The following is a 1,426-nucleotide window of genomic DNA, read 5'->3' as shown; positions in this document are numbered from 1 at the left end:
TGAACTGACCCCCGAAAGTTGGACACAACCTTCGGGGGTTTTGCATGTCCAAATACAGTGCGCGCTTCAAGCGGTCAGTTGTCGATAGCTATTTGTGCGGGGATGAGAGCTACGCGAGTGCGGCCTCGAAGCGAGGCGTCGACGCTGCGACTGTTCGCAAGTGGATTGCTTTGTACCAGGCGCATGGCGATGCGGGGCTGTCGGGCAAATACGGTCATTACGACGCGTCGTTCAAGTTGTCAGTGCTCGAGCGGATGTGGAGAGAAGGTCTGTCGTATCGCCAGACGGCGGCGTTGTTCAATATCCGCAATGCCGGTTGCCTGGCGGGCTGGGAGAAGCGCTATCATGCGGGCGGGACAGAGGCGCTCGGGCCACGTCCCAGAGGACGACCCATGTCGAAGCCGCCGGCCCCCTCAGTGCCTGTTGCAGCCAGTGACGAGGCCAAAAGCCGTGAAGAACTGCTGGCCGAACTGAAGCAACTGCGGATGGAGAACGCCTACCTAAAAAAACTGGAGGCCTTAACGCAGGGACACGCGCCCAAAAAGCGCAAGCCGTCCAGGCGTTAAGGCCGCTGCATCCGCTTAAAGGCCTGCTGGAACTGGCGAAGCTGCCGCGCAGCACGTTCTATTACAATCAAAAGGCGGCCTCGCGCCCGGACCGCCAGGCGGCATTGAGGGAAGCGATCAAGGTCATCTTCGACAGCCACAAGGGCCGCTACGGCTATCGTCGGGTGACCGCGCAACTGCGCCAGGCAGGTCAACGCGTCAACCACAAGACCGTCCAGAGCCTGATGACCGGGATGGAATTGAAGTCGCTGGTCAGGCCGAAGAGGTATCGTTCCTATAGGGGCGAGGTTGGGCGGACCGCGCCCGATCTGTTGCAGCGCAAGTTCGACGCCGACCGCGCCAACCGCAAATGGGTGACCGACGTGACGGAGTTCAGCGTGGCCGGCGACAAGCTCTACCTGTCACCCATCATGGATCTCTACAACGGCGAGATCGTCGCCTTCGAGACGGCGCGCCGCCCGCGCTTCGAATTGGTGGACAATATGCTGACCAAAGCCTTCGCCCGGCTCAATCACAACGAACGGCCGATCCTGCATTCCGATCAGGGATGGCAGTACCAGATGTCGGCATTCCAGCGCAGGCTGGAAGCTAGAGGCCTTGCTCAGAGCATGTCGCGCAAAGGCAATTGCCTCGACAATGCACCGATGGAGAGCTTCTTCGCCACGCTCAAATCCGAGCTCTTCTATCCGCAAAGATTCGAAACGGTCCAAAGCCTCGATACAGCCATCGACCACTACATCGACTATTACAACCACCACCGCATCAAACTGAAACTCAAAGGGCTGGCCCCTGTGCAATACAGGACCCAGCCCTTAAACATACCAACTCAATGAACCGTCCAACTTTATGGGGTCAGTTCA

Annotated in this window: 1 pseudogene; it reads left to right on the top strand. The window is 58.9% G+C overall.

The annotated features are described in order from the left end of the window. Positions 1 to 44 precede the first annotated feature (44 nt). Positions 45 to 1,399, top strand: a pseudogene (locus FJ414_RS31275) (IS3 family transposase). The last annotated feature ends 27 nt before the right edge of the window (positions 1,400 to 1,426 follow it).

The organism is Mesorhizobium sp. B3-1-6, assembly GCF_006439555.1.
GTDB lineage: Bacteria > Pseudomonadota > Alphaproteobacteria > Rhizobiales > Rhizobiaceae > Mesorhizobium.
Note: the sequence above shows the minus strand (reverse complement) of the source record. Positions and strands in the feature narration are given on the sequence as shown.